Source organism: Burkholderia ubonensis (assembly GCF_001718695.1).
GTDB classification, from domain to species: Bacteria; Pseudomonadota; Gammaproteobacteria; order Burkholderiales; family Burkholderiaceae; genus Burkholderia; species Burkholderia ubonensis_B.
On sequence record NZ_CP013422.1, the window covers coordinates 806,374 to 826,251 of the forward strand.

Annotated in this window: 16 protein-coding genes and 1 pseudogene; 4 read left to right on the forward strand and 13 right to left on the reverse strand. The window is 70.3% G+C overall.

Annotation, left to right across the window (positions count from 1 at the left end):
* Nucleotides 1–113: 113 nt before the first annotated feature.
* The 7 genes from WJ35_RS23460 to WJ35_RS23490 are packed head-to-tail and all read right to left on the reverse strand — an operon-like array spanning nucleotide 114 to nucleotide 7,335.
* Entirely contained in the window at nucleotides 114–1,178 is a 1,065-nt protein-coding gene (locus WJ35_RS23460) for a 2-aminoethylphosphonate aminotransferase (protein ID WP_069240108.1), read from the reverse strand.
* A complete protein-coding gene (gene aepY / locus WJ35_RS23465; protein WP_060233269.1) occupies nucleotides 1,178–2,359 on the reverse strand; it encodes a phosphonopyruvate decarboxylase in 1,182 nt (393 codons plus the stop codon). The genes WJ35_RS23460 and aepY overlap by 1 nt, the downstream gene beginning before the upstream one ends.
* The gene (aepX, locus tag WJ35_RS23470; protein WP_059632922.1) at nucleotides 2,356–4,044 is read right to left on the reverse strand and encodes a phosphoenolpyruvate mutase; all 1,689 of its coding nucleotides are present in this window, start codon (nucleotides 4,042–4,044) and stop codon (nucleotides 2,356–2,358) included. The genes aepY and aepX overlap by 4 nt, the downstream gene beginning before the upstream one ends.
* Entirely contained in the window at nucleotides 4,041–4,808 is a 768-nt protein-coding gene (locus tag WJ35_RS23475) for an NTP transferase domain-containing protein (RefSeq protein WP_042587641.1), read from the reverse strand. The genes aepX and WJ35_RS23475 overlap by 4 nt, the downstream gene beginning before the upstream one ends.
* Nucleotides 4,809–4,850: 42 nt before the next feature.
* On the reverse strand, nucleotides 4,851–5,852 hold the full coding sequence (locus WJ35_RS23480) for an HpnL family protein (RefSeq protein WP_010089931.1): 1,002 nt from the start codon (nucleotides 5,850–5,852) through the stop codon (nucleotides 4,851–4,853).
* Complete coding sequence (locus tag WJ35_RS23485; RefSeq protein ID WP_060233267.1) at nucleotides 5,849–6,658, reverse strand: 2OG-Fe(II) oxygenase; 810 nt, start codon at nucleotides 6,656–6,658, stop codon at nucleotides 5,849–5,851. The genes WJ35_RS23480 and WJ35_RS23485 overlap by 4 nt, the downstream gene beginning before the upstream one ends.
* Complete coding sequence (locus WJ35_RS23490; protein WP_010089929.1) at nucleotides 6,655–7,335, reverse strand: CDP-alcohol phosphatidyltransferase family protein; 681 nt, start codon at nucleotides 7,333–7,335, stop codon at nucleotides 6,655–6,657. The genes WJ35_RS23485 and WJ35_RS23490 overlap by 4 nt, the downstream gene beginning before the upstream one ends.
* Nucleotides 7,336–7,980: 645 nt before the next feature.
* On the opposite strand from WJ35_RS23490, the gene WJ35_RS23495 reads away from it, so the two are divergent.
* Together WJ35_RS23495 and WJ35_RS23500 are read left to right on the forward strand one after the other, a co-directional pair.
* Nucleotides 7,981–9,495: an acetyl-CoA hydrolase/transferase family protein gene (locus WJ35_RS23495; RefSeq protein ID WP_069240109.1), complete on the forward strand. Its 1,515-nt coding sequence runs from the start codon at nucleotides 7,981–7,983 to the stop codon at nucleotides 9,493–9,495.
* 193 nt (nucleotides 9,496–9,688) lie between these two features.
* Nucleotides 9,689–10,114 carry a helix-turn-helix domain-containing protein gene (locus WJ35_RS23500; protein WP_069240110.1) on the forward strand — a complete coding sequence of 142 codons (426 nt, stop codon included), beginning with the start codon at nucleotides 9,689–9,691 and terminating at the stop codon, nucleotides 10,112–10,114.
* Between the two features lie 34 nt (nucleotides 10,115–10,148).
* Here WJ35_RS23500 and WJ35_RS23505 read toward each other — a convergent pair whose 3' ends face one another.
* Both WJ35_RS23505 and WJ35_RS23510 read right to left on the reverse strand, forming a co-directional pair.
* On the reverse strand, nucleotides 10,149–11,027 hold the full coding sequence (locus tag WJ35_RS23505; RefSeq protein WP_069240111.1) for a helix-hairpin-helix domain-containing protein: 879 nt from the start codon (nucleotides 11,025–11,027) through the stop codon (nucleotides 10,149–10,151).
* A gap of 190 nt (nucleotides 11,028–11,217) precedes the next feature.
* The gene (locus WJ35_RS23510) at nucleotides 11,218–12,774 is read right to left on the reverse strand and encodes a sigma-70 family RNA polymerase sigma factor (RefSeq protein ID WP_059464050.1); all 1,557 of its coding nucleotides are present in this window, start codon (nucleotides 12,772–12,774) and stop codon (nucleotides 11,218–11,220) included.
* A gap of 311 nt (nucleotides 12,775–13,085) precedes the next feature.
* Between WJ35_RS23510 and WJ35_RS23515 the strand changes: the two genes are divergently transcribed.
* On the forward strand, nucleotides 13,086–13,544 hold the full coding sequence (locus WJ35_RS23515) for a hypothetical protein (RefSeq protein ID WP_069240112.1): 459 nt from the start codon (nucleotides 13,086–13,088) through the stop codon (nucleotides 13,542–13,544).
* A gap of 33 nt (nucleotides 13,545–13,577) precedes the next feature.
* Complete coding sequence (locus WJ35_RS23520; protein WP_069240113.1) at nucleotides 13,578–14,408, forward strand: SH3 domain-containing protein; 831 nt, start codon at nucleotides 13,578–13,580, stop codon at nucleotides 14,406–14,408.
* A 154-nt stretch (nucleotides 14,409–14,562) separates the two neighbouring features.
* Here WJ35_RS23520 and ilvD read toward each other — a convergent pair whose 3' ends face one another.
* The 4 genes and pseudogenes from ilvD to WJ35_RS23540 all read right to left on the reverse strand — a co-directional run bounded on the left by ilvD (nucleotide 14,563) and on the right by WJ35_RS23540 (nucleotide 19,643).
* A complete protein-coding gene (ilvD, locus tag WJ35_RS23525; RefSeq protein ID WP_060236499.1) occupies nucleotides 14,563–16,422 on the reverse strand; it encodes a dihydroxy-acid dehydratase in 1,860 nt (619 codons plus the stop codon).
* 248 nt (nucleotides 16,423–16,670) lie between these two features.
* Nucleotides 16,671–17,694 (reverse strand): annotated as a pseudogene (locus WJ35_RS23530) (Ldh family oxidoreductase).
* On the reverse strand, nucleotides 17,687–19,282 hold the full coding sequence (locus WJ35_RS23535) for an aldehyde dehydrogenase (NADP(+)) (protein ID WP_069240114.1): 1,596 nt from the start codon (nucleotides 19,280–19,282) through the stop codon (nucleotides 17,687–17,689). Before WJ35_RS23535 ends, WJ35_RS23530 begins: the two are co-directional and overlap by 8 nt.
* 82 nt (nucleotides 19,283–19,364) lie before the next feature.
* Nucleotides 19,365–19,643 carry a hypothetical protein gene (locus WJ35_RS23540; RefSeq protein ID WP_069240115.1) on the reverse strand — a complete coding sequence of 93 codons (279 nt, stop codon included), beginning with the start codon at nucleotides 19,641–19,643 and terminating at the stop codon, nucleotides 19,365–19,367.
* Nucleotides 19,644–19,878: the final 235 nt, after the last annotated feature.

A 19,878-nucleotide genomic window follows, 5' to 3' on the forward strand; every position in this document is an offset into this window, starting at 1 on the left:
GATGGGCGGGAGCAACAAGGTGTTTGTCCGGTCTGCTCGATTCGTTCAAGATCGACTACCCAACAAAAAAGGCCCTCACGGGCCTTTTCCTTGACGCAACCTGCAACCACCACTCACCGCGTCAACGCCGTAAACCCATCCAGCAACCGCTCGACGTCAGCCGCCTCGATCGCGCCCATCGTCGAGATGCGGAACAGTTCCTTCGACAGCCCGCCTTGCCCCGCGTAGATCACGAAGCCGCGCGCCTTCAGCCCGTCGTGGAGCTGCTCGTACGTCACGCCCTGCGGCAGGCGGTACGCGCGCAGCACGACCGACGACGCGCCCTCGGGCAGCACGAGCGGCATCCCGCGCGCGGCGAGGCCTGCTTGCGCCTGGTCGGCGAGCGCCTTGTAGCGCGCGTGGCGCGCGCGCCAGCCGCCGGCTTCGTCGAATTCGCGCAGCGCCTCGACGAGCGCGTAGTACGCGTGCACCGACGGCGTGAACGGCGTGTTGCGCTGGTCCTGCAGCTTCGCGAGGCGGCCGAGGTCGAGGTAGTACGTGCGGCTCGCGGCCTGCGCGAGCGCGCTGCGGCGCACGATCACGAACGCCGCGCCCGGCACGCCGTGCAGGCACTTGTTCGCGGTCGCCGCCACTGCGTCGATGTCGCCGCCCGCGAAATCGATCGCCTCCGCGCCGAAGCTGCTGACGCCGTCGACGAGCAGCCTCACGCCGCGCGCACGGCACACGTCGGCGATCGCGCCGAGATCGTTCAGTCGGCCGGTCGTCGTTTCGTGATGGATCACCGCGACGTGCGAGAAGCCGCCCGCGTCGAGCCGCGCGGCGATCTGCGCGAGGTCGGGCGCCTGCATCCACTCATGCTTGAGCACTTCATGCGCAATCGCGTACTGCGTCGCGATCTGCGCGATCCGCTCGCCGTACACGCCGTTCTCGATCACGAGCAGCTTGCCGCCCTGCGGGACGAGCGCCGCGACCATGCTTTCGACGGCGGCGGTGCCCGAGCCCGTCATCAGCACGGCGGCCCATTCGGCCGGATCGAGGCCGTACGCGGCGACGAGCCGCGCGCGCGCCTCGTCCTGCAGGTCGAAGAACTCGCTTTCGCGATGGCACAGGTCGGGTTGCAGCAGGCTGCGGCGCACGCGTTCGGACAGCGTCACCGGGCCGGGGTTCAGCAGCAGCATCAATGGGCTCCTTCAGCGTGGGCTTCGGCCTGCGCGGCGCCGATGTGGCGCATCAGGCGGGTCTTGACTTCGACCGGCGTGACGGTCGGGCGGGGCAGCCCGTCGGGCACGCCGGTGCGGATCGCGATGCGCACGAAGCGCGCGCCGTCCGCTTGCGCGGCCAGCGCCGCGTCGAGCACATCGAGCGACTCGCCTTCGACCGCCGACGCATAGCCGCACGCGGCGGCGACGCCGGCGAACGACACGTGCTGCGACACGGTGGCCTGGCCGCCCGTCGATTCGTGCGCGCCGTTGTCGAGCAGCACGTGCGTGAGGTTCGCGGGGCCGTAGGCGCCGAGCGTCGCGAACGCGCCCATGCGCATCAGCGCGGCGCCGTCGCCGTCGACCGCGACGACCTTCAGGTCGGGCCGCGCGAGCGCGAGGCCCAGCGCAAGCGGCGTCACGCAGCCCATCGAGCCGACCATGTACAACTGGTTCGGGCGATCGTCGAGCGCATACAGCTCGCGGCCGCAGAAGCCGGTCGATGCGAGCACGACGGTCGAGTCGACCGGCGTGTGCGCGATCACGCGCCGCAGCGCGTCGTGGCGGGTCGGCCGCGCGTCGGCCGATTCAACTCGCGCCGCCGACTGCGCGGCGACGTGCGCGCGCGGCGTCGCCGCCGGATTGGCCTTCAGCTCATACGGCGCGACGCTGCCTTTCTGCATCACGAGCGCGTACGGGCGGCCGGTCGCGTCCATGTGCGCGATCGCGCGGTCGAGCGCCGGGCCGACCGCGTCGGGATCGGTCGGGAAGGTTTCCCACGGGATCTCCATCGTGTCGAGCATCGCGGGCGTGATCGGCCCCATCAGCGCGTGCTGCGGCTCGTCGGGCACGCCGGGCTGGCCGCGCCACGTGACGATCAGGAGCTGCGGCAGGCGGAACGTCCACGTGAGCGACGTGAGCGGGCTCACCGCGTTGCCGAGCCCCGAGTTCTGCATCATCGCGATCCCGCGCTTGCCGCCCAGCGTCGCGCCCGCGATCAGCGCGACCGCGTCGCCTTCGTTCGCGGCCGACACGTAGTGCAGCGTCGGGTCCTGCAGCACGTAGTTGATGAACGGCGTCAGGTACGAGCAGGGCACGCCCGCGTACCAGTCGAAGCCGCGCGCGCGGGCGGCCTCGACGAACTGGGCCGCTTCGATCATTGCGCGCCTCCGTTGCCGGCGCCCGGTTCGGACAGCGGCGTCTGGCCGTGCGCGAAGTCGCCCGCGCGGCGGAAATCTTCGAGATCGTTGACGCCGCGCCAATGGCCGTGCACGTACTGCACCTCGATCTTCTCGCCGGCGGCGATCAGTTCGTTGAGGAGCGTGGGGATGTCGAGCGTGTCGAAATCGGCGCGCGCCTGCAGCGTCGCGAGCATCGCCTTCAAACGTTCGACGCCTGCGCCTCGCACGTTCAGCAGGCCGATCCAGCGGCCGTGCGGCGTGCCTTCGGCCACATCGCTCGACACGCGCTGCAGATAGGTCTTCTGGCCGAACAGGCCGCGGTCGTCGGCAGCGGAGCAGAGCGCGAAGTCGCGCACGCTCTGGTTCGTCGGCTGCGTCAGCGACGAATCGACGACGACGCTGAACTCGGCCTCGCTTTCCGCGAGGTCGCGCAGGATGTAGCTGCGGAACAGCAGGTCGCCGTACGAGATCACGGTGTCGCCGGTCAGGCGCTCGGCCGCGCACGCGAGCGACGCGAGCTCGCCCGTCTGCGCATGGCGCTCGTTGACGACGAGCTTGATGCCCGACGTGTCGATCGCGTCGGCGCGGTAGCCGCCGACCACGGTGATGTCGTTCACGCCGTGCTTCTTGAAGCCGTCGACGAGCCAGCGCAGCAGCGGCTTGCCGGCGACCGGCAGCATCACCTTCGGCTTGTCTTCGGTGACGGCTTCCAGCCCCTTGCCGCGGCTCGCGGCGAGCACGATCGCGGCGTTCGACGCGCGCGACGACGACGACAGGTAGATGCGCTCGGCCGCCGAATACTCGTCGGCGTCCTGCAGGCGGAAGATCTCGTTGACCGACGCGACGCGGTCTTCGACGTTGATCAGCGTTTCGTTCTCGTGGATCTCGCGCGCAACGGCCTGCATCGCGGACGCCGATGCGCGGATCAGGTGGTTCGCCCAGATCACGGTGCTGATGCCGGCCTGGCGGAACACGTCGGTCGGCGTGCTGTAGTACTTGGTCGGCACGATCACGAGCGGCGCCTTGCCGCTCCATTCACGCGCGAACTGCAGGATCTCGTCCGGGCGCGACAGCTTGCTGTGGATCAGGATCGCGTCCGCGCCGGCTTCCGCATACGCGTTCGCGCGGCGCAGCGCCTCGTCCATCCCCCAGCCGGCGATCAGCGCCTCGACGCGCGCGACGATCGAGAAGTCCGGGTCGCTCTGCGAATCCTTGCCGGCCTTGATCTTGCCGCAGAACTCGTCGATCTCGGCGAGCGGCTGGCGCTCGCCGTCGATGAAGCTGTTGGTCTTCGGGAACTGCTTGTCCTCGATGCACACGCCCGCGATGCCGCGCTGCTCGAGCTTCTTCACGAGGCGGCGCACGTTGTTGAAGTTGCCGTAGCCGGTGTCGCCGTCGAGCAGGATCGGCAGGTCGCTCGCGTCGGCCATGAACTCGAGCACGTCGACGACCTGGGTCCAGCTCGCCTCGTTGTTGTCGCGCACGCCGAACTGCGCGGAGATCGCGAGGCCGGACGCCCAGATCCCCTTGAAGCCCGCCTCGCGGACGATCCGCGCGGACAGGCCGTTGTGCGCTTCCATCAGGAATTCGAGGTCGCTGCTGACGAGCATGCGGCGCAGGCGCGCGCTGCGCGATTCGGTGAAGTTGGGTTCGCGTGCGTTCATCGTGCAGCTCCGGCGGTGGTGCGTTGAATCAGGGGGAGGATGTCCTGCGTGGCGCGCGCGACATCGTTCGGGAAGTCGATCTCGATCCACGGCGCGCCCGTCACGTCGGCGACGTCGAACGAATGGCCGCCTTCGAGCAGCAGGTCGCGCACGGCTTCCTCGTGCGGCATGTTCGCGCGGCCGCTGTCGACGTAGCCGGCGACGATCGCCGCGAGGCGGCGCGCGGTGCCTTCGGTGAAGCGGAAGAAGCCGACCGATTCGCCGATCGTGTCGTAGTCGAGGTCGACCGCGAGCTGCTTGCGCAGCTCGACGGGCACGCCGTTCTTCAGGCACAGCTTGACGGGCTCGTCGCCCGCCTCGAAATCGCGGTCGATCAGCAGGCGGTCGACCGGCTGGTCGGGGTTGGCCACGAGCGCGTGCAGGATGCTTTCGTCGTACAGCACGTCGGCGTCCATCAGCAGCACGTCGCCGCCGCGCGTCATCGCGTCGGCGACGGTATGCACGGTCAGCACGCTGCCGAGATCGTAGCGGTCGTTCAGCACGATTTCCGCGCGGCGGCCGAGGCGCTTCAGTTCTTCCTCGACCTTGCCGGACTGGAAGCCCAGCGCCAGCACGATCTCGTCGACGCCGGCCGCGTCGAGCACGCGCAGGTGGCGCTCGAGCAGCGAGGCGTCGTCGAAGCGCAGCAGACACTTCGGGAATTGCGCTTCGGGAGGTTGCTGCAGGCGCAAGCCGAGGCCTGCCGCAAGAATGATGGCTCGCATGTGTTCTCCAACCAAAAAATCGACCGATCGATGCTTGACCGATCAGTCGGCGAGAGGCTGCGGCGCACGGCGCCGCTGCCAGTTTCTTTCACTGAAATGCAGATAGAGCAGGCCGGGCAGGCCGAGCGCGAGTTCGCGCGCGCGCTTCGCGAGCGACAGCGCGAGCGCCGCGTCGGGCGGCAGGCCGACGAGCGGCGCGAGCAGCAGGTAGCCGCCTTCCTGCGCGCCGAGCGAGCCGGGAATCGCGAAGGCGGCGCCGCGGATCGCCTGGCCGACGCTTTCGAGCAGCAGCGCGTCGAGCCAGCTCACCGGATGCCCGAGGAAATGCAGCGCGAGCCACACTTCCGCGGTGCCGACGATCCAGCCGACGAGACTCAGCGCGAAGGTCGACGCCACCTTGCGGCGGTCGCGGTACAGCGTGCCGACCGCCGCGTCGATCGCGTCCGCGCGGGTCGCGAGCGACGACCAGTCGCGCGGGCCGAGCAGCTTCGACGCGACGCGCAGGCCGCGGCCGAACAGCCCGCGCCGCTGCGCGGCATAGAACAGCACCGCGCAGCCGCCGAGCACGCCGGTCGCGATCAGCGCCGGCGTGCGCAGGTGCGCGGCCGATTCGTGCGTCGCGACCATGCTGAACGCGGCGATGCCGAGCAGCGCGAACGCCATTTGTGCAAGCGCCTGCATCGTCGTGCTGACCGTGATCGCCGCGGCGGCATTCGCCATCCGGGTGCCGCGCTGCGCGAGGTGGCGCACCATCAGCACGGGGCCGCCGATCTGCCCGGCGGGCAGCAGGCTGTTGACCGATTCGCCGACCCAGCGCGCGCGCAGCGCATTGCCGAGCTCGGCGCCGGGCTCGCCCTTGCGGAACATCACCGAGATCGCCGCCGCGTCGATCACGAGCGGCACGACGTGGAACGCCGCGACGAGCGCGAGCCCCCAGCCGGCCGCGAGGAACGTCGACGCGACCGCGCCGACACCCTGCCACGCGAGCAGGGCCACGAACAGGGCCGTCCCGAGGGACAGCAGGATCATGCCGGCGCGTGTCATGAGCCCGTCGCGCGTCGCGTCGCCAACTGCTTGAACACCTGGCGGAAACCGAAATACGCGATCGCGTCCTTCATGTTCGAGATGAAACGCTTCCACGGCCGCATGCCGGGGTCGGTCACGTATTCGAACGTGAGCGACACGCGCATTTCGTTCTGGCCGAGCGGCGTGACGCGATGGCGCAGCTTGTCGCCGTCGAACAGCACGATGCCGCCGTCGGCGATCTGCACCGAGCCCGGTTCGTCGGGCACCGCCGGATTGCGCGTATGCAGCTCGTAGTCGAGCCGGCACGACGAGTCGTCGATCACGCCGATCAGCAGCGTGTAGCGGCGGCCGTCGTAGTACGACGTGTCGTAGTGCCAGCCGATGTGGTCGCCCGGCTTCGTGTAGTAATACAGCGCGTACGCGTGCGGATCGTCGTCCGGCGACAGCAGCAGCGTGTCGCCGGTGAGCTTCTCGAGGAGGCCGATCAGCGCCTTCGAGCGGTACAGCTCGGCGATGTACGGCGCCTTCGCGTCGATCGTGTGGCGGCTCACGCTGCCGCCCTGCTTGTGGCCGGGCAGGTAATTGCGGTTGATGTCGGCCGTGAGCGCGCGCGCGGCGTCGGCGAGCTTCGCGTGCGCGTCGGGCGGCAGGAACGTGTCGAGATACAGGAACGACCCCTGGCGCGTGTAGTCGTCGCGCAGGCGGCCGACGTCGAGCCGGCCGACGCAGTCGGCCACGGTGCGGTCCGCGGTGGCCGCCGCTGCGCGCGCAGGCGCGGGGCGTGCCGGGTTCAGCACGGAGTCGTCGCGTGTGCTGGGAGTCATTTGCTTGCCTGGATTTCGGTTGGGTTCTGCGGCAGGGCGCCGCGACGAACGATGCGCCACCAGTCGATCACGACCCAGGCGGCGAACAGCGGCGCGCCGATCGACGCCGCCAGCAGGAACGGTTCGACGCCGTTCGTGAGCGTCACGAGCGGCAGCAGGTAGAGCACGTCCTCGGTCTCGAAGCCGCCGACGAACGCCTGCTTGGTGCCGGCCTTGCCGGCGAACGATTCGATCCGCATCCGCAGGTAGAAGATCAGCGCGACCGCCGCGCCGGCCGCCGCGCCGAGCAGCACCGGCGACGCGGCCATCTGGCCGCCCTGGGCGATGATGCCGACGCCCATGCTGACGAACAGCGCGATCGTGACGAGCGCGTCCGCCGCGAGGTCGTAGAAATGGCCGATCTTGCTCGACTTGCCGCTGATGCGGGCGAGTTCGCCGTCCGTGTGGTCGACGAAGTTCGACAGCACGATCAGGAATGCGCCGGCGTTGCTCCAGCCGTAGCCGCCCTGGGCAAGGCACCACGCGCCGGCAAGGCCGATCAGCAGGCGGACGGTGGTGAGGTGATTCGGGGTGACGGGCGTGTCGACGAGCGGCCGGACGAGGGCGCGCGCGAGCCGCGCATCCCACGTGCGGGGTAGCGGTGGCTCGGAACGTTTGGCGGTTTTTCTTTGGTCCATCGGCGAAATATATACGGATTTGTAAGTTGTTGCTTTTCCTTGGACCAATGTCCTGACATGTGCCTGTGTTACGGAGTATTCCGGGTGTTGGCAAGTTGTAATCCGGGCCCGTGAATTGGCGTTCCCGCCTTCGGATCGTACCGGTTCCAGCGGGGTTCGCCGCGCGCCGCCGTCAAGGGCCGGCGGGCCGCGCAGCGGCGCTCGGCGCGGATCCGCGCGGGCGTGCGGCTTTGATCTCGGTCACGGGTCGAGACGGGGCGCCGCGCGACAATTCGCAGCAGCGATTCGCGAAGCGCTCGGCGTGCGCGGATTGCCCGGTTGCCGACGCCGGATCCGGACGGTTTTCGCTCGGTCGACGTTCAGCATTTCGTAAGCTGTCCGGGCGAGAATGGCCGTTTTCTTTCGAATTGCTTTCTGTCGCATTCGGTCAAATTACGACCGACTGACACAGAAGTGCCGTTCGATATCAGGCGCATCCGGCAAGAATCTTTTTCATTCGGGCTGACATTTCGCGACGACGGCGTCTGCGATACTCGGACCGTGCCCGTGGTGCCGGGCCGCCCTCGCGGCCCCAAGGGCTTCGCGTCGCTCAGGAGACACCCCCCGCGGCGTCAACGACAGACCAGAAGCTTCAGATATATAGCCATGTCTTCATCCCGCATCCTCGCTCCCGCCCTGCGCTCGCTCGTCCGCACCGCCGCCGAAGCCGCCGCCCTGATCCGTCCCGGCATGACCGTCGCCATGAGCGGCTTCACCGGCTCGGGCTACCCGAAGGCCGTGCCGGCCGCGCTCGCCGCGCACATCGAGGCGGCGCACGCGCGGGGCGAGGCATTCCGCATCAACGTGCTGACCGGCGCATCGACCGCGCCGGAGCTCGACGGCGCGCTCGCCCGGACGAACGGCATCTCGATGCGCCTGCCGTACCAGTCCGACCCGACGCTGCGCGACAAGATCAATGCCGGCGAAGTCGACTACCAGGACGTCCACCTGAGCCACGTCGCGCAGTACGCATGGTTCGGGCTGTACGGCGATCTCGACGTCGCGATCGTCGAGGTCGCGGGCATCCGCGAGGACGGGCTGCTGATTCCGTCCGCGTCGGTCGGCAACAACAAGACCTGGCTCGACCGCGCGAAGCACGTGATCCTCGAGGTCAACGCGCGCCAGCCGCTCGGCCTCGACGGGATGCACGACATCTATTACGGCACCGCGCTGCCGCCGCACCGCAAGCCGATCCCGCTGACGAAGAGCGACGACCGCATCGGCGAGCCGTACCTGCGCTGCCCGGCCGAGAAGATCGTCGCGATCGTCGAGACCGACGCGGCGGACCGCAGCAACGCGTTCTCCGCGCCGGACGAGACGTCGAAGCAGATCGCGGCGCAGCTGATCGATTTCCTGCGCCACGAAGTGAAGCGCGGCCGTCTGCCGGAGAACCTGCTGCCGCTGCAGTCGGGCGTCGGCAACATCACGAACGCGGTGCTCGCGGAACTGAGCACGGCCGGATTCTCGAATCTCACCGCGTACACCGAGGTGATCCAGGACGGCATGCTCGACCTGCTCGCGGACGGCACGCTCGGCTTCGCGTCGGCCACCGCGCTGTCGCTGAGCCCGGACGCGGTCAAGCGCTTCGCCGACGAGATCGCGACGTTCCGCGAGAAGATCCTGCTGCGCCCGCAGGAGATCAGCAACCATCCGGAGCTCGTGCGCCGCCTCGGCTGCATCGCGATGAACGGGATGATCGAGGCCGACATCTACGGCAACGTGAACTCGACGCACGTGATGGGCACGAAGATCCAGAACGGCATCGGCGGCTCGGGCGACTTCGCGCGCAACGGCTACCTGTCGTGCTTCATGTCGGCGAGCACCGCGAAGGGCGGCGCGATCTCGCGGATCGTGCCGATGGCGAGCCACGTCGACCATACCGAGCACGACGTCGCCGTGGTCGTCACCGAGCAGGGCCTCGCGGACCTGCGCGGGCTGTCGCCGAAGCAGCGCGCGCGCAAGATCATCTCGACCTGCGCGCACCCGGACTTCCGGCCGATGCTCGACGACTACTTCGAGCGCGCGTGCCGCGAGAGCTTCGGCAAGCAGACGCCGCATCTGCTCGGCGAGGCGCTGTCGTGGCACGAGCGGTTCGTGCGGACCGGGTCGATGAAGGTCTGAGCCTGACCGGCGCGGAGTGGGGCGTGCGCCGCGCGTGCGCCCCCGCCGCGCCGTTAATTTGTCGCTGCCGCGCTGCATGCGCGGCGGGCGGCTCCAATCACGCCGCAACCCCCGCGGCGGCACGCACGCGTCGCGCTTGTATCGGAACGGTCGAGCGGCTATCTTGCAGCTTCAAGTTCACTTGAGGTCAAGCATGGGCCGTCTGGATATTGCCGACGTCGCGCGTCATGCGGGCTTGCCCGCGTCGACGCTGCGCTACTACGAGGAAAAGGGCTTGATCGTGCCGAGCGGACGGCATGGGCTGCGGCGTCAGTACGACGCGTCGGTGCTGGAGCGTCTCGCATTGATCGCGCTCGGCCGCGAGGCCGGGTTCTCGCTCGATGACATGCTGGCGATGTTCGGCGCGGACGGCCGACCGGCGATCGACCGCGCGACGCTCGAGCGCAAGGCCGACGAGCTCGATCGCGCGATCCGCCGGCTCAGCGCGGTGCGCGACGGCCTGCGGCACGCGGCGGCGTGTCCGGCGCCGAGCCATCTCGAATGTCCGTCGTTTCGCAAGCTGCTGCGCATCGCCGCGCATCGCGCCCCGGCGCGCCGGACGAAACCGGATAGCCCTTGACGAGCCAGAACGGGCTAGAACGCCGTACGGCCCGTCATCCCGCGTGATACACGCGGCATTCCATCTCGCGTCCTCGCACGACCCGCTTGCCGGCGAGCGCGCCGAGCGTCCCGGTGACGACGGTGCGCAACTGTTCGCGCTGCGTTGCATCGTAGAAATAGAGCGCGACCCAATCGGCGGTCGCGGACGGCTCCTGCGCGCGGGCAGGGCACGCGGCCAGGGCGGTGAAATGCCAGCCGCCCTTCGTCATGTGCATCACGGGCGGCGACACGCTGACGTCCGCGTTCAGGCGGCGCGGCACGAGGGTCGGCAGCATGCCGGCGGCCGCCTTGTTGCGGTACAGGCGATCGACGTACAGCAGCAGCTCGACCGGCGGCTCGGTGCCGAGGCCGGCGTCGCGCGCATGGCCTTGCCAGCGTCGGCGGCGGCTCAGCACCTCGTCGAGCGCCGCGCGAATGCCCGCCGCGCGGCGCGGGCCGACGCCCGCGATCGCTTCGAGCTGGCCGCTGCGCGCGGCGCGCTCCAGCTCCTCGAGCGTATCGATCTGCAACTGGTCGTGAATGCGCATCGCGAGTTCGCGGCCGATGCCGGGCACGGCCTCGAACGCGGACACGCGCTCGGCGTCGCCGCGCAACCGGTCGAGCAGACGCCAGCGGCCGCTCACCAGCAGCTCGGCGATCGCCTGCGCGACGCCTGCGCCGACTGCCGGCAGCGCGCCCAGCGCATCCACGCCGCCCGCGTCGAACCGCGCGCGCAGCGCTTCGTCGAGCGATTCGATCGTATCGGCGGACGCGCGGTAGGCGGCCACCCGATACGGATTCGCTCCCTGGTCGGCAAGCAACTGCGCGGCCTCGCGCAGATGGTCGGCGATCTGCCGGTTTTCCTCGTCGGTGTGGCTGATGGTCGTTTCCATGGCGCGGGACCGGGGCAAGCGCAAACGGGATGGACGCGGCGCGCAATGCGCCGCAGCACGCTTCATTTCAGCACATTGTCGCGGCCCGTGACGGATGGAAATTGACGCGCATCAACGGCGAACGTTGCGGGCGTGCGGCAGCCCACACGCGCGCGTTCGCACCGGTGTGCGGCGCGTCGCGCGTGGCCGCTTATGCGTCGAGGAACGACTGCGCGCCTTCCGCCTGCGCGGCCGTGCGCAACGTCGCGAGCGCGCGCTTCTCGATCTGCCGCACGCGCTCGCGCGACATTCCGGCGTCCTGCGCAATGGCGTCGTAGGTGTCGGGCTCGGCGCCCCCGAGGCCGAACCGGCGACGCAGCACGTCGGCCTCGGTCGGCGTGACCGAGCGCAGCAGCGAGCTCACGCATTCCCGCATGCGCGTGTTCGCCAGCCGTTCGAACGGGCTCGCCGAGGTCTGGTCCTCGATCAGGTCGACGAGGCCGGTTTCCGCGTCCGGCAGCGGCGTATCGAGCGACAGCGGCTCGGCAGGCAGCGCGAGCAACGCGCGCAGCTTGTCCTCGGCGAGGCCGGTGTCGGCGGCGAGCTCCGCCGGCGTCGCGCGGCGGCCGTGGCGCTGGCGAAAGCGCAGCGCATGCCGCTGCACGCGCTGCGACTGGTCGCCGACGTGCACCGGCACGCGGATCGTGCGCGAGCGGTCGGCCACCGCGCGCGCGACCGCCTGCCGAATCCACCAGGTCGCGTAGGTCGAGAACTTGAAGCCGCGCCGGTATTCGAACTTCTCGATCGCGCGCATCAGGCCGAGGCAGCCGTCCTGCACGAGGTCGGGCAGATCGACGCCGCGATTCACGTACTTGCGCGCGATCGACAGCACGAGCCGCAGGTTCGCTTCCAGCATCGCGCGCGTGCCGTCGCCCAGTTTCTGCTGGCCGTCGCGCAGCGCGGCGCCGAGCGCGCGCCGCGCGGGCGCATCGAAGCACGCCGCGTCGGTGCCGGCATCGCCGGCCGCGTTGGCGGGCGCGCGCGCCAGTGCATCGACGACGCGGCTCGCGTCGTCGACGGCCGGGACGGCCCAGCCAAGCTCGCCGAGCAGCGCGGCCACGCGGTTGCGCGCGTCGCGGTATTCGGCCGAACGGCAGCCCTGCGCGTGCAGCGCGCCGCGCAGCGTCGCGAGCGCGTCGCGCAACGCGTCCCGGCGTGCGAATGCCCGCGCGCGCGATTCGTCGTTCGGCGTGTCGTCGTCTTCGTCGCCGGCCGCGTCCGTCGCGCTCGCCGCGCCGTGGCGCGCCAGCAGCGCATCGACCGCCGGCGGGTAGCCGGCGAGCGCGTGCAGGATCTGATGGCGGCCCGTTTCGATTTCGCGCGCGAGCACGATTTCATCCTCGCGCTTGAGCAGCGGCACCGCATGGATACGACGCATGTAGAGCGCCATCGGATCGGTGGACGCACTCGCGCCGCGGGCGAGGTCGCCGAGCAGCGCGCGGCTCTCGTCGAGCGTGTCTCGATCGACGTCGACCGGCGTCGTGCCGACGAACGGCGCGGGCGCGGCCGGCTCGTCGAGCACGTCGATGCCGATGTCCGCGAGCGCGGCGCGCACGACTTCCAGGGCATCGGCGCTGTCGCTGTCGGGCGGCAGCGCGTCGACGAGGTCGGCGTGCGTCAGATATCCCTGCTCGCCGGCGCGCGCGAGCAGCTGGATGATCGGATCGAGGGGCGTGTCCGCCCGAAGCGTGGGGCGTGGCAGGGTCATGTCGATAGCGGCGTGAGCCGCGCTCCTGTATGGGCGGGCCGAAGGTCCGCGGGTTTCAGGTCGCCGGGGGCCGCGAACGCCCGTCCGCGCCGGCCAGCCTGACTCGATATCCAACGTGAGGGCGATCGCGCCAACTTCAATGTCGGCGCGGCAGACGCGCAAGCAGGCGGCGTGCCTGTGGGGCCGCATCGGCCCGATTCATGCGGCGAAACAAAAAGTCACCGATCAAACCCGCAGAAATATGCAGGGGACGTAAGCTAGATACAGGCGCGCGCCGCGCGGCGGCGCGCCGATTTCGTCCGGAGCATTCGATGATTTCCCTTTCCGCTGCGAAGCGACCCGCGCTGGCGTTGGTCATGCTCGCGCTGAGTGGTTGCTATTACACGGGGCCGTACGGTTATGCACCGTATTACGCACCGGCGCCCGCACTGCTGTCGCAGCGCGAGCTTCTCGTCGCGCCGGCGAGCGGGGCGTCCGCGGCTGCACCGGCGCCGACTCCAGCCCCCGCTCGGGCGCCGGCTCGGGCCCAAGCCCAGGTTCCGGCTCCAGCTCCAGCTCCAGCCGAGCCGCCGCCTGATTACACCTACGCGCCGCCCCCCGTTTATGTCGCACCGGCCTACGTGCCGTATCCGGTCTATTACCCCGCGTACTATCCGGCGTACTACCCCGGCTGGTACGGGCCGCCGATCTCGATCGGCTTCGGTTTCCGCGGATACTGGGGCGGCGGCGGGCACTGGGGCGGCGGACACCACGGCGGCCATCGACACTGAAGGACGCGCGGCTGCACCGCGCGGGAGAGCACCATGAGCAAAACGATGATTCGAAGTCTGTGCGTCGTCCTGTTCGGCATCGCCGCGGCGCCGGGCATCGCCGCCGCGCAAAGCAGCGCCTACACGAACTCGGTCGCGGCGCTCTATGCCGGGCCGGCACCCGACTATCCGGTGGTCGCTCAGCTTCCGCCGGGCACCGCGGTGGACGTGTTCGGCTGCCTGAGCGACTACTCGTGGTGCGACGTCGCGCTGCCTGGCGTGCGTGGCTGGATCGACGCGGAGCAGCTCGACTATCCATACCAGGGCTACTACGTGCCGCTGATCGAATACGGCGCGATCGTCGGCGTACCGGTCACCGGGTTCGCGATCGGCGCGTACTGGGACCGCTATTACCGCAAGCGCCCGTGGTTCCACGATCGCGATCGCTGGGAGCATCGCGCCGAGCCGCGCATCGGTCCGGGAGGGCTCCCGCCGGGACAGGGACACCCGCAGCCGGGCGGCCCGATCCAGCGCGCGCCCGGCGGCGCTCCGCCGGCGCAGCGCGATACGCGGCCGTCGGCCACGCGCGGCGGCTGGGGTGGACCGAACCGCATGCCGGCCCCACAGGCGATGCCCCAGGCGGCGCCGGTACCGCACGCGGCGCCGCAACCGGGCCCGGCAGCCGCACCGCACGCGGCGCCGCAACCCGGGCCGGCGCCCGGTTCAGCCGTCGTGCGCCCGGCGCCCGGGCCGGGCGGCGGGCCGCGCATGCTGCCGCCGCAGGGAAACCCAGGCGGCGGCGGTTACGGCGGCCGGTCGCAAGGTGGCGGAAATGCCGGCGGCGGCCACGGCGGCGGCGTCGGCAACGACGAGTTTCGCCGCTGACACGCGGCGCCCGCGTTGCCGCGGGACGAAAAAAAGCCGCTCCGTAGAGCGGCTTGGGCAGCTTGCCGATCCGGCCGGCGGGCTGCGGGTGGGGCTCGGGTAGAGGCCGGGAACGAGCCCGTCTCCGGCCCGTTCCCGGCCTCTAAGGCGACGGTCAGTCGTCCAGCAACGACAGATCGCGTACCGCGCCCTTGTCGGCCGACATCACCAGCTTCGCGTAGGCCTTGAGCGCCGCGGACACCTTGCGCGGACGCGGCTTGGCCGGCTTCCACCCGTTCGCGTTCTGCTCCTCGCGGCGGCGCGCCAGTTCCTCGTCGGACAGCAGCACGTTGATCGTGCGGTTCGGGATGTCGATGCGGATCCGGTCGCCGTCGCGCACGAGGCCGATCGCGCCGCCGGCCGCCGCTTCGGGCGAGCAGTGGCCGATCGACAGGCCCGACGTGCCGCCCGAGAAACGGCCGTCCGTCAGCAGCGCGCAGGCTTTGCCCAGGCCCTTGGACTTGATGTAGCTGGTCGGGTAGAGCATTTCCTGCATGCCGGGGCCGCCCTTCGGGCCTTCGTAGCGCACGATCACCACGTCGCCGGCCTTGACCTTGTCGTTGAGGATGTTCTCGACCGCCTCGTCCTGCGACTCGGTGACGTGGGCCGTGCCCTCGAACACGAGAATGCTCTCGTCGACGCCGGCGGTCTTCACCACGCAGCCGTCGAGCGCGATGTTGCCCGTCAGCACCGCGAGGCCGCCTTCCTTCGAGAACGCGTGCTCGTACGAGCGGATGCAGCCTTCGGCGCGGTCGAGGTCCAGGCTCGGCCAGCGCGTGTCCTGGCTGAACGCGACCTGCGTCGGAATGCCGGCCGGGCCGGCCAGGTAGAAGGTCTTGACGGCTTCGTCCTGCGTGCGGGTGATGTCCCACTGGTCCAGCGCGTCCCTGAGCGACGCGGCGTGCACCGTGGGCACGTCGGTGTGCAGCTTGCCGGCGCGCTCGAGCTCGCCGAGGATCGCCATGATGCCGCCCGCGCGGTGCACGTCCTCGATATGGTACTTGTTGGTGTTGGGCGCGACCTTGCACAGCTGCGGCACGACGCGCGACAGGCGGTCGATGTCGGTCATCGTGAATTCGATGCCCGCTTCGCGCGCGATCGCCAGCAAGTGCAGGATCGTGTTGGTCGAGCCGCCCATCGCGATGTCGAGCGTCATCGCGTTCTCGAACGCCTTGAAGCCCACCGAGCGCGGCAGGATGCGTTCGTTTTCCTGTTCGTAGTATTCGCGGGTCAGCTCGACGATGCGGCGGCCGGCGCGCTTGAAGAGCTGCTCGCGGTCCGCGTGCGTTGCCACGACCGTGCCGTTGCCCGGCAGCGACAGGCCGAGCGCCTCGGTCAGGCAGTTCATCGAGTTGGCCGTGAACATGCCCGAGCACGAGCCGCAGGTGGGGCAGGCGGAGCGTTCGACCTCGGCGACGTCGGCGTCGGAATAGGCCTGGTCGGCCGCGATCACCATCGCGTCGACCAGGTCGAGCTTCTTGAGCTCGACGGTCTTGGTGACGGGATTGGCGAGGCGCGTCTTGCCGGCTTCCATCGGGCCGCCGGACACGAAGATCACCGGGATGTTGAGGCGCATCGCGGCCATCAGCATGCCGGGGGTGATCTTGTCGCAGTTGGAGATGCACACCATCGCGTCGGCGCAGTGCGCGTTGACCATGTATTCGACCGAATCCGCGATGATGTCGCGGCTGGGCAGCGAATACAGCATGCCGTCGTGGCCCATCGCGATGCCGTCGTCGACTGCGATGGTGTTGAATTCCTTGGCGACGCCGCCCGCGGCCTCGATCTCGCGCGCAACGAGCTGGCCGAGGTCCTTCAGGTGCACGTGGCCGGGCACGAACTGGGTGAACGAGTTGACCACCGCGATGATCGGCTTCGAGAAGTCGTCGTCTTTCATGCCGGTGGCGCGCCACAGGGAGCGCGCGCCCGCCATGTTGCGGCCGGCGGTGGAGGTTTTGGAACGGTATGCGGGCATTGTGATGGCTGAAGAAATATCGCGGAAAAGGGTGGAGGCACGGGAATAAAGGCCTCTCTCGCGCCCGTGCGAACAACCTCTTGAGCTGCGCTGTGGGCAAACCGGGGGATTATCCCATAGCCGCCGGGCGTGCGCCGGCGGTCGGAGCGGGCGGTGGGACGCGGGGTTTGGCCATTCAATAGGCGATGAGCGGCCGCGGGCCGCGGCGCGCAGGGCAGGCCGTGTAGGCCGGCCCGCACCGCCACGCCTCACTCGACCAGCGCGAGGATTTCCTCGTAAAGCGGCCGTGGAATCCGCACGCCGTTCGCCGCGCTGCGCGCGCGGGCGTCGAAGCGCCGTTGCGACGGCAGCCGCGCGCCCTGCGCGACGATCGATTCGAGCATCCGTTCGCCGCGCGCGAGCCCCGCGTCGAGGTCGTCGCCGAGGAACACCTTCGGGTCGAACGCGATCACGAGCTCGCCATGGCACGGCGTCGCGCCGACGCCCTCGTCGAAGGCCATCGACTCCTGGCTCGTCAGGTCGCCGATCAGCGCGCCGCCGAGCAGCTCGACCATCGCCGCGAGGGCCGAGCCCTTGTGGCCGCCGAACGTGCGCATCGCGCCCTGCAGCGCGGCCTTCGGGTCGGTGGTCGGCTGGCCGTCGGCGTCGATCGCCCAGTGCGGCGGGATCGGCTTGCCTTGCTTCGCATGCAGCTCGATGTCGCCGCGCGCGATCGCGCTCGTCGCGAAATCGAACACGAACGGCAGGCCGCCCGGCCGCGGCCACGCGAATGCGATCGGATTGGTGCCGAACACGGGCGGGCCGGTTGCCGCCTTCCGGCGCGACCCAGCTATGACTCGGATTCATCGCGATGCCGGCGAGGCCCTCGGCCGCGATCGCCTCGACCTCGGGCCACAGCGCGGAGAAGTGATAGCAATGGTTGATCACCATCGCCGCGATGCCGTGCTGCTTCGCCATTTCAACCAGCACGGGCAGGCCCGTCTCGAAGCTCAGCAGCGAGAAGCCGCGATGCGCGTCGACCGCGACGATCGACGACGACAGCCGGCGCAGCGTCGGCGCGGCCTGCGGATCGACCTTGCCCTTTTTCAGCGAGCGTACGCAGACGAGCAGCCGGTACACGCCGTGCGAATGGCATTCGTCGCGCTGGCCTTGCGTGATCACGTTCGCGATCGCGCGCGCATGCGCGTCGGACATCCCGTGTCGGGTCAGCACGCGCAGCGCGAGCGCGTGCACGTCGCCGAGCGGCAGGACGACTTCATTCACGTCAGACATCGCGCGCCTCCTTCGGCAGCACCACGACGCCGTCGATGCGCTGCGCGACGTGCAGCGGATTGCCGTCGCGCAGCGCCGCCGGCAGCAGCGCGGCGGGCACGTCCTGATACGACACCGGGCGCAGGAAGCGCTCGATCGCGCGCGCGCCGACCGACGTCGTGCGCGTGTCGGACGTCGCCGGGAACGGCCCGCCGTGCACCATCGCATGCCCGACCTCGACGCCGGTGCCGAAGCCGTTGACGAGAATGCGGCCGGCCTTGCGTTCGAGCGTCGGCAGCAGCTTTGCGAACAGCGGCGCGTCGCCGTCGGCGAGATGCGCGGCGATCGTCAACTGGCCTTCGAGCGACTTCAGCACGCGGTGCAGCGTGTCGGCGTCCGGGCAGCGGACGATCAGCGACGCGGGGCCGAACACTTCGTCGCGCAGTTCGCGGCGCGCGATGAACGCTTCCGCCGACGTCGCGAACAGCGCGGCGCGCGCCTGGTAGCGGTCGCCTTCGACGCCTTCGGCGAGCGTGTCGACGGCAGCGTGCGCGCGCAGGCGCGCGACGCCGTCGCAGTAGCTCGCGTGGATGTGCGGCGTCAGCATCGTCGCCGCCGCAGCCACGCGCGCCGCGGCCGCCGCGGCGGCCTCGAACGCGCGCAGCGCGGGCCCGTCGACGCCGAGCACGAGGCCCGGGTTCGTGCAGAACTGGCCGGCGCCGAGCGTCAGCGACGCGACGAACTGCTGCGCGATCGCATCGTGCCGCGCGGCGAGCGCGTCGGGCAGCAGCAGCACCGGGTTGATCGAGCTCATTTCCGCATAGACGGGGATCGGCTCGTCGCGCTTGGCCGCGATGTGCATCAGCGCGACGCCGCCGCGGCGCGAGCCGGTGAAGCCGACCGCCTTGATGCGCGGATCGGCGACGAGCGCCTGGCCGATCTCGCGCGACGCGTCGAACAGCAGCGAGAACACGCCGGCCGGCAAGCCGCATTCGTGCACCGCCTGCTGGATCGCGCGGCCGACGAGCTCCGACGTGCCCGGATGCGCGGAATGCGCCTTGACGATCACCGGGCAGCCGGCCGCGAGCGCCGACGCCGTGTCGCCGCCCGCGACCGAAAACGCGAGCGGGAAGTTCGACGCGCCGAACACGGCCACCGGCCCGATCGCGACGTTGCGCAGCCGCAGGTCGACGCGCGGCAGCGGCTTGCGCTCGGGGCGGGCGGGATCGATGCGCGCGTCGAGGAAGCCGCCGTCGCGCACGACCGACGCGAACAGCCCGAGCTGGCCGACCGTGCGGCCGCGCTCGCCCTCGATGCGCGCGCGCGGCAGCCCCGATTCGGCGACGCAGCGCTCGATCAGTGCGTCGCCGAGCGCCATGATGTTGCGGCCGATCGCGTCGAGAAACGCGGCGCGCGCTTCGAGGCTCGTCTCGCGATACGTGTCGAACGCGTCGTCGGCGAGCGCGCAGGCCGTCTCCAGGTCGTGCAGGCTCGCGCCGCCGAACGCGGGTTCGAGCCGTTCGCCGGTCGCGGCGGCGATCGCATGGAGGGTGCCGTTCCGTCCGGCGACGGCCGTCTGGCCGATCAGGAGCTGGCCTGTGAGTTGCATGGGGTTCCTTGGAAAATGCGGCGCCGCGCGCACTGCGTGCGGCCGGAGTGGGAAGGGGCGGATAGAAGCGGAAAGCGGGGCGTCAGCCTTCGTCGTCCTCGAGCTGCAGCTTCGCGGACGGCACGCCGGTATGCGCGCCCCAGTAATAGATGACGAGCGCGATCGCCGCGACGGCGAGCGTGTCGTACGGATGCGCGAGCTGGCCCGTGCCGCCGAAGCCGCCGCGGATCGGGACAACGGGACGGGCGGATGGGCGTTGCGTTGCGCTGGCATGGGTGCGTCTCCTGGGATGTATCGGGGCCGGGGCCGGGGCCGGTGCGGGTGGCGGCCGGTCCGGACGAGCGGCGGGGGCGCCGGCCATTCATGCGCCGCGCGCGGCGCGCTGCGGCGAACGGGCTCGGCGCCGGCGATGCCGGGCACGCAAATGGCGAAGCGGCGGTGTGCCGCCGCCGCGCTGCCGGCACGCACCTGCCCCGCACATTCGGCGGTTCGCCCGATGACCGCTGACCAATGACGCACGGCCGGCGCGCTGCGCCGTGACGAAAGCGGCGTAGCGCCGCCCGCGCACCGGCCGGCTGCCGGGCGCGGCGCGAAGT

What these genes read in the sequence shown, in the direction of transcription:
- WJ35_RS23490 (WP_010089929.1), bottom strand. Translation starts at nt 7,335, where the DNA reads ATGGACCAAAGAAAAACCGCCAAACGTTCCGAGCCACCGCTACCCCGC.
- WJ35_RS23480 (WP_010089931.1), bottom strand. Translation starts at nt 5,852, where the DNA reads ATGACACGCGCCGGCATGATCCTGCTGTCCCTCGGGACGGCCCTGTTC.
- WJ35_RS23485 (WP_060233267.1), bottom strand. Translation starts at nt 6,658, where the DNA reads ATGACTCCCAGCACACGCGACGACTCCGTGCTGAACCCGGCACGCCCC.
- WJ35_RS23520 (WP_069240113.1), top strand. Translation starts at nt 13,578, where the DNA reads ATGAGCAAAACGATGATTCGAAGTCTGTGCGTCGTCCTGTTCGGCATC.
- WJ35_RS23540 (WP_069240115.1), bottom strand. Translation starts at nt 19,643, where the DNA reads ATGGCCGGCGCCCCCGCCGCTCGTCCGGACCGGCCGCCACCCGCACCG.
- ilvD (WP_060236499.1), bottom strand. Translation starts at nt 16,422, where the DNA reads ATGCCCGCATACCGTTCCAAAACCTCCACCGCCGGCCGCAACATGGCG.
- WJ35_RS23495 (WP_069240109.1), top strand. Translation starts at nt 7,981, where the DNA reads ATGTCTTCATCCCGCATCCTCGCTCCCGCCCTGCGCTCGCTCGTCCGC.
- WJ35_RS23515 (WP_069240112.1), top strand. Translation starts at nt 13,086, where the DNA reads ATGATTTCCCTTTCCGCTGCGAAGCGACCCGCGCTGGCGTTGGTCATG.
- WJ35_RS23475 (WP_042587641.1), bottom strand. Translation starts at nt 4,808, where the DNA reads ATGCGAGCCATCATTCTTGCGGCAGGCCTCGGCTTGCGCCTGCAGCAA.
- aepX (WP_059632922.1), bottom strand. Translation starts at nt 4,044, where the DNA reads ATGAACGCACGCGAACCCAACTTCACCGAATCGCGCAGCGCGCGCCTG.
- WJ35_RS23460 (WP_069240108.1), bottom strand. Translation starts at nt 1,178, where the DNA reads ATGCTGCTGCTGAACCCCGGCCCGGTGACGCTGTCCGAACGCGTGCGC.
- WJ35_RS23510 (WP_059464050.1), bottom strand. Translation starts at nt 12,774, where the DNA reads ATGACCCTGCCACGCCCCACGCTTCGGGCGGACACGCCCCTCGATCCG.
- WJ35_RS23505 (WP_069240111.1), bottom strand. Translation starts at nt 11,027, where the DNA reads ATGGAAACGACCATCAGCCACACCGACGAGGAAAACCGGCAGATCGCC.
- aepY (WP_060233269.1), bottom strand. Translation starts at nt 2,359, where the DNA reads ATGATCGAAGCGGCCCAGTTCGTCGAGGCCGCCCGCGCGCGCGGCTTC.
- WJ35_RS23535 (WP_069240114.1), bottom strand. Translation starts at nt 19,282, where the DNA reads ATGCAACTCACAGGCCAGCTCCTGATCGGCCAGACGGCCGTCGCCGGA.
- WJ35_RS23500 (WP_069240110.1), top strand. Translation starts at nt 9,689, where the DNA reads ATGGGCCGTCTGGATATTGCCGACGTCGCGCGTCATGCGGGCTTGCCC.